Consider the following 6380-nt stretch of genomic DNA (forward strand, 5'->3'; position numbering starts at 1 on the left):
GCGCCCAATGACCGATTTTCAGAACAAACTCAGTGCCACACCCGTTGTCGACGAACTTAAAGCTTTGCGCGAAGCCATCTGGTTTAACGATGGGGTGAAGCCCGCCCGCGAAGGGCTGCTGCGCGTCGGGCTGACGCAGGCCGATGTGGAAGATGCTCAGGCAAGGCTACGCCGGTTTGCGCCGCTTATCGCCGCGGCTTTCCCGGAAACGGCGGCGACCGGCGGCATTATCGAATCTGACATGACGCCTGCGCTGAATATGCAGGCGAAGCTGGCGGAGCGCGCGCCGATCGCTGGCCGCCTGTGGCTGAAAAAAGACAGCCATCTGCCGATTTCAGGTTCGATCAAGGCGCGCGGCGGCATCTACGAGGTGCTGGCCCACGCTGAGAAACTGGCGCTGGCGGCGGGGCTGATTACCCTGACGGATGATTACAGCATTTTGCTTTCGCCAGCCTGCCGTCAGTTTTTCAGCCAGCATAAAATCGCCGTCGGCTCTACCGGCAACCTGGGATTATCCATCGGTATTATGAGCGCGAAGCTCGGTTTTCACGTGACCGTACATATGTCCGCAGACGCGCGGCAGTGGAAGAAAGACAGGCTGCGCGCCCACGGCGTTGAAGTAATGGAGTATGAACAGGACTACGGCGTCGCCGTTGAGCAGGGGCGTCAGGCGGCGGCATCCGATCCCGCCTGTTTTTTCATTGATGATGAAAACTCACGCACGCTTTTCCTCGGCTACGCCGTCGCTGGTTTGCGGCTGCCTGCGCAGCTGCGTGAGAAGGGCATCGTCGTTGATGCCGATCACCCGCTGTTCGTTTACCTGCCGTGTGGCGTCGGCGGCGGCCCCGGCGGGGTGGCGTTTGGAATGAAGCTCGCCTTTGGCGACCACGTTCACTGCTTCTTCGCCGAGCCTACGCATTCGCCCTGCATGCTGCTGGGCATGAGCACCGGCCTGCATGATGCGATATCGGTGCAGGATATCGGCCTTGATAACAAAACCGCCGCGGACGGTCTGGCGGTAGGTCGCGCCTCCGGCTTTGTCGGCCGCGCCATGGAACAACTGATCGACGGCTGCTATACGCTGAGCGATGAGTCGATGTATGACCTGCTGGCGCTGCTCTACCAGACTGAAAACCTTCAGCTGGAGCCTTCAGCCCTGGCCGGTATGAGCGGGCCGCAGCGCATCACCGCCAGTCAGGAATATCAGGCTCGCTATCAGCTGACGGCGACGATGATGGAAAATGCGACGCATCTGGTCTGGGCGACCGGCGGCGGCATGGTGCCGGCCAGCGAAATGCAAGGCTATCTGGCGCGCGGCAGATCTAACGCGTAACGGCGCAGGAGTAAAACGTTAAAAACAGGCCCTCCCGATCGCGGAGCGCCTGTTTTGTGTGATAAGGAAACTTATCACGCAGCAAAATCACGCCGTCAGCCGGTCATATCTCCGGTAGCGGTAATTCAGCACGGAAAGCCCCCAGATCGCCACAAACATCGCCACGGAAGCGTAGCCGACCACGCCCATATGTTCGTTCAGCATCGCTATCCGATCCCACAACGCGCCATGCAGCTCGAGTTTGTCCGCCAGCAGCGCCAGACCCAGACCCTGAGGGGGCGCCGCTTCCTTCTGCCGTAACTGCCGATGCGGCGGTCGCGGTCGCTAAAATCATCGGCTAAGCTGAGGCTCAAACAAGTCGAGCGGGAGAGAAGAGGATGGCAGAGGTGAAGCTGGTTGCGGTGGATATGGACGGCACCTTTCTTGATGACGGAAAAAACTATAACCGCGCGCGTTTTCAACGGCAGTACGCGCAGCTGAAGGCGCGCGGCATCCGTTTTGTCGTTGCCAGCGGCAATCAGTATTATCAGCTGCGCTCTTTTTTTCCCGGCATCGCCGATGAGATCGCGTTTGTGGCGGAGAATGGCGCTTATGTCGTCGAAGCGGGCGAAGATCGCTTTGTTGGCGAATTTACCCGCGATGACGTGATGAAAATTATCGATACGCTGCGACACGGCAGCTATCCCGGCCTGAAATTCGTGCTGTGCGGCTATCACAGCGCCTGGTATTTCCCGGACGCGCCCGCCGCCTATATCGAAAAGATGCGCCGCTACTGTCACCGGCTGCGGGCGGTCGCGCATCTGGATGAGATCGACGATCGTCTGTTTAAGTTTGCGCTGAACCTTTCCGATGATTATGTACCGACTCTGATAGCCGATATTGAACGACATCATGCGGGCGTGGCGACGGCGGTCAGCAGCGGGCACGGCTCGGCGGATTTGATTATTCCGGGGCTGCACAAGGCGCACGGTCTGGCGCTGTTGCAGCAGCGCTGGGACATCGATCATCAGCAGGTGCTGGCGTTCGGCGACGGCGGCAACGACCTGGAGATGCTGCATCAGGCGGGCTTCGGCTTCGCCATGGCCAATGCCCCGGAGCGGGTTAAGGCGGCGGCGCGCTATCAGGCGCCCTCGAATAATCATGAGGGCGTACTGGAGGTGATTCAGCAACTGCTGGATGGTCGCGGCCCGTTTGCCTGAGCGAGGCCAAAAATGCCGGTGCGTGCATAAAGCAGCGCCCGGCGTTGACGTTCAGGACGCGCTGAGAGCGCGGGGATTAAACGGCGCAGCGATACGCCTGCGCCAGCATTTCGCGCATTTGCGTTTCACTGTAATCGACCAGCGCGTTTTTGCTGTTGGCGCGCGTCACGATCCAGCTGACCTCTTCCGCGCTCAGGGGTTGCGGCTCGCGCCAGAATGGAAAAATCGCCTGTTCCTGTAGCCACTGCGCCAGATAGCGTGCGGGTTCAGAATGCGCGGCGCCAAACAGCGCCCGATCCAGCTCCGCCATCAGCGCCCGCTGTTGTGGATGGTCGCTGCTCTCCAGCAGGTCGAGAAAAGGCAGCAGCAGCCGACCGCACACCTCGCCATGATGATAATCTTTGATGGCGCCTAGCTCTCCGGCGATGCCGTGGATCACGCCAAGTCCCGCCATACTCAGGCTCAGGCCGCCAAGCCATGACGCCATCAGCATCGCCTCGCGCGCCGTTTCTCCCTGTCCATCCTGGCGGTTAAGCGTCGGCCAGGCCTGAATAAAATGACGCATGCCGCTCAGCGCAGTTTGCCGGGTGAAAAAATTGCCCTTCGCCGACAGCCAGGCTTCAAACAGATGGGTAAAGGCGTCGATGGCGCAGCAGGCCAGGATGCGATCCGGCGTGTTGTCGAGCAGGTTGGCATCGAGAATCGCGACCGGCGGCACAAAGTTGGCGTGGCGCAGCGAGGCCTTCACCTTAACATCGCCTTTGTCCGTTACGACGGCGTTCTGCGTCACTTCGCTGCCGGTGCCCGCCGTGGTGGGGATGGCGATCACTTGCAGCGTATCGCCGCTAATCGGCGTATCGCCCACTTTCTCCAGATAGCGCAGCGTTTGCAACGGATGCTGACTGACCGCCGCGAACGCTTTCGCCGCGTCCAGCACGCTACCGCCGCCGATGGCGACCACGCGCCTTACCTGACCGCGCCAGCGCGCGACCCAGCGGTCAATCTCGTCCGGCGAAGCTTCATGAGCGACAATTTCATGGCCGACCAGCAACGGCGTCAGCGTTGAGCTGAGCGCGGCGTAATGCGGGCCGTTAAGAAAGGAGGCGCCGCAAAACAGCAGGGTGGGCTGAGGCTGCTGTTGCAGCAGAGCGGGCAGTTGTTGCAGGCTGCCGCGGCCAAAAAAGGTTTGTCGGTTAGCGATCGTCTGGCTGGTTAACACATTTATTCCCGCCGCACTATGATTGAGGTGACGACGAGTGTAGCAGCGTATGACGTGCCGGCGAAAAGCCACAATCCATTAACCGGGCCGCAAAAAGTTGATCATCTTCGCAAATCAGTAATTCTGCCTGCTCCCCTCATTCCGGTGACAAATTGTTATCGTTACCATGTTATCGGTAACACGCACTGTAACCCTGTCGCGCAGCGCGCTGCCGACGTACCCCACAATTAAAACAGAGGCCGTCGCCCTTGAGCGGCCATTCACCGGAGAAAAGTTATGCCATTAGTTATCGTTGCGGTAGGGGTGGCTCTGCTGCTCCTGCTTATGATTCGCTTCAGACTAAATGGATTTATCGCGCTGATTCTGGTTGCGCTGGCGGTGGGCATGATGCAGGGCATGCCGGTCAATAAGGTTATCACTTCGATTAAAACCGGCGTGGGCGGCACGCTCGGCAGCCTGGCGCTGATTATGGGCTTCGGCGCGATGCTGGGTAAGCTGCTGGCCGACTGCGGCGGTGCGCAGCGCATCGCCACGACGCTGATTGCGAAATTCGGCCAGCGTCATATTCAGTGGGCGGTGGTGCTGACCGGTTTTACCGTCGGCTTTGCGCTGTTCTATGAAGTCGGTTTCGTGCTGTTGCTGCCGCTGGTGTTCAGCATCGCCGCGTCGGCGCGCGTGCCGCTGCTTTATGTCGGCGTGCCGATGGCGGCGGCGCTTTCCGTCACCCACGGTTTTTTGCCGCCGCATCCGGGTCCGACCGCTATCGCCACTCTGTTTGACGCCGATATGGGCAAAACCCTGCTGTTCGGCACGCTGTTGGCGATCCCAACGGTGATCCTCGCCGGGCCGGTTTATGCGCGCTTTCTGAAAAATATCGATAAGCCGATCCCCGAAGGGCTTTATAACCCGAAAACCTTCAGCGAAGCGGAGATGCCGAGCTTTGGCGTCAGCGTCTGGACCTCGCTGGTGCCGGTGATTCTGATGGCGCTGCGCGCCGTGGCGGAAATGATCCTGCCGAAAGGGCATGTGCTACTTCCTTGGGCGGAATTTTTCGGCGATCCGATTATGGCGACGCTGATTGCCGTGTTGATCGGCATCTTCACCTTTGGTCTGAACCGGGGCCGCAGCATGGACGAGGTGATGAATACGCTGGGTGATTCCATCAAGATCATCGCCATGATGCTGCTGATTATCGGCGGCGGCGGCGCGTTCAAGCAGGTGCTGGTAGACAGCGGCGTGGATAAATATATTGCTGGCCTGATGCATGAAACCAACGTGTCGCCCATCTTCATGGCCTGGTCGATCGCCGCGGTGCTGCGTATTGCGCTGGGGTCGGCGACCGTCGCGGCGATTACCGCCGGCGGCATCGTCGCGCCGTTAATTGCCACCTCCGGCGCCAGCCCGGAACTGATGGTGATCGCTGTCGGCGCGGGCAGCGTGATTTTCTCTCACGTTAACGATCCGGGGTTCTGGCTGTTTAAAGAGTATTTTAACCTGACCATTGGCGAAACGCTCCGCTCCTGGTCGGCGCTGGAGACCATTATTTCCGTTTGCGGGCTGGTAGGCTGTCTGCTGCTTTCCGCTATGATTTAAGAAGAAAGGAAACGCTCGCTGCGCCGTTCTCTCTACGCTTTTTACTGAATCAGGTTTCAGGGAAGCGGCGCGCAGCGGGCAAAGACGCGCAGAAAACAGAAGGGTCACCTGCGGTGACCCAAAATCAGTCAGTGCGGCTGTTTAAAACCGGCTTTGATCATCTCATCGCGCAGCGCTCGCGTAATATCGCGATTGCCGCCCGTCACCGGATAGATGACGTTGTTCACCACATCGTCCAGATAATGCTCGTCAAACTCCTGTAAAGAGAGCTGGCCGCCGCCTTCGTCATTAATGGCTATCGAACCTTTAATGTGATCGCCGGCATTTTTCGCCTTCAGAGAATATCTCCCCATACTGGTATTAATGCTGCTCATAGGGCCTCCTTTTTACAGGCTATAAGTAGATAACGAAGCACCGAACGGTTTCGCGCTATAAGTTTAGTGTTCTTTTTTTAATCGGTTGGATGTCCGGCAAAGCAAAAGAGAAAGGCGCGATCCAGCTCGCAAAATGCAGAACCTGTAACTTTCACTATACTTACCGGACAGGTGCCGTTGCGGTTGTTATCGGTCTACTGTGCAGCCTGACGACGCCATGCCGCAACGCAATTTACTCAAGGGCCGGAGCGATCTGAAGACCGGCCAGAAGGGAGGATGGAATGAAAATTATACTGTGGATTATCGCAATTATCTTTATCGTCGGCCTGCTGACGCTGACCGGCGTATTCAAGATTCTGTTTTAACCGAATCAGGCGGCGCTCTTTGTGAGACGCCGCCTGTTTAACATCTAACCTGTGCTGCGTTGTCCAATAAGACATCGGGTAATAGGATCTAATTCTGTTATCGGTAGTACGTCCTGAACGGTAAAGGGTTTAAAACAATAAGCACATACCGCGCCGTGGTGGAATTTCCCTTTCTGGTCTCCGGTAGTATAACGAAACCGCTTACTCCCACAGGCGGTACATCTTATTTTCATGACCATCCTTATCTTCCTTACTGCTGATTTCGCGGCGAGCATCATTTTAGCAAAAACACATGAA

At 58.0% G+C, this 6380-nt stretch carries 6 protein-coding genes; 4 read left to right on the forward strand and 2 right to left on the reverse strand.

Annotation, left to right across the window (positions count from 1 at the left end; translation table 11 throughout):
* Positions 1 to 7: 7 nt before the first annotated feature.
* Together dsdA and MYY08_RS14605 are read left to right on the forward strand one after the other, a co-directional pair.
* Positions 8 to 1333, forward strand: coding sequence for a D-serine ammonia-lyase (gene dsdA / locus MYY08_RS14600; protein ID WP_288014704.1), 1326 nt, complete (start codon positions 8 to 10; stop codon positions 1331 to 1333).
* 377 nt (positions 1334 to 1710) lie between these two features.
* Positions 1711 to 2532 (forward strand): Cof-type HAD-IIB family hydrolase, encoded by an 822-nt coding sequence (locus tag MYY08_RS14605; protein WP_038627482.1) that lies wholly within the window; start codon positions 1711 to 1713, stop codon positions 2530 to 2532.
* A 76-nt stretch (positions 2533 to 2608) separates the two neighbouring features.
* On the opposite strand, the gene MYY08_RS14610 is transcribed toward MYY08_RS14605, so the two are convergent.
* Positions 2609 to 3751: an iron-containing alcohol dehydrogenase gene (locus MYY08_RS14610; RefSeq protein ID WP_288014706.1), complete on the reverse strand. Its 1143-nt coding sequence runs from the start codon at positions 3749 to 3751 to the stop codon at positions 2609 to 2611.
* Between the two features lie 276 nt (positions 3752 to 4027).
* Here MYY08_RS14610 and gntT point away from each other — a divergent pair, with 276 nt between their 5' ends.
* A complete protein-coding gene (gene gntT, locus MYY08_RS14615) occupies positions 4028 to 5344 on the forward strand; it encodes a gluconate transporter (protein WP_038627480.1) in 1317 nt (438 codons plus the stop codon).
* 128 nt (positions 5345 to 5472) lie between these two features.
* Here the strand turns inward: gntT and MYY08_RS14620 are convergent, their stop codons facing one another.
* Positions 5473 to 5718, reverse strand: coding sequence for a hypothetical protein (locus tag MYY08_RS14620; RefSeq protein ID WP_038627479.1), 246 nt, complete (start codon positions 5716 to 5718; stop codon positions 5473 to 5475).
* A gap of 281 nt (positions 5719 to 5999) precedes the next feature.
* Between MYY08_RS14620 and MYY08_RS19280 the strand changes: the two genes are divergently transcribed.
* Positions 6000 to 6083, forward strand: a complete 84-nt coding sequence (locus MYY08_RS19280) for a small membrane protein YohP (RefSeq protein ID WP_442897173.1) — start codon at positions 6000 to 6002, stop codon at positions 6081 to 6083.
* Positions 6084 to 6380 lie beyond the last annotated feature (297 nt).

The organism is Mixta sp. (genome assembly GCF_024610815.1).
In the GTDB taxonomy this organism is placed as follows: domain Bacteria; phylum Pseudomonadota; class Gammaproteobacteria; order Enterobacterales; family Enterobacteriaceae; genus Mixta; species Mixta calida.